Source organism: Streptomyces sp. SID5910 (genome assembly GCF_009862125.1).
Taxonomy (GTDB): domain Bacteria; phylum Actinomycetota; class Actinomycetes; order Streptomycetales; family Streptomycetaceae; genus Streptomyces.
Genome location: NZ_WWHX01000523.1, coordinates 1 through 299 on the forward strand (window position 1 = coordinate 1; position 299 = coordinate 299).

General features: G+C 73.2%; 1 protein-coding gene. It reads right to left on the bottom strand.

Translation table 11 applies throughout. From position 1 onward, the window contains the following. Positions 1-299, bottom strand: a 299-nt coding sequence (locus GTW67_RS18480) for a beta-ketoacyl synthase N-terminal-like domain-containing protein (RefSeq protein ID WP_161165929.1), incomplete at both ends; no start/stop codon positions are given.

Below are 299 nucleotides of genomic sequence, written 5' to 3' on the forward strand. Positions count from 1 at the left end.
TTGACCGCCGAACCCCGCACCACCGCCAGCACCCGGTGACCGTTGCGCCGGGCATCCGACAGCCGCTCCAGGAGGAGCATGCCGACGCCCTCGCCCCAGCCGGTGCCGTCCGCGCCCGACGCGAACGCCTTGCACCGGCCGTCGGGGGCGAGGCCGCGCTGGCGGCTGAACTCCACGAAGAGTTCGGGGGTGGACATCACCGTGACGCCGCCTGCCAGGGCCAGCGTGCACTCGCCCTGACGCAGCGACTGCGCCGCCAGATGCAGAGCCACCAGCGACGACGAACACGCCGTGTCCAC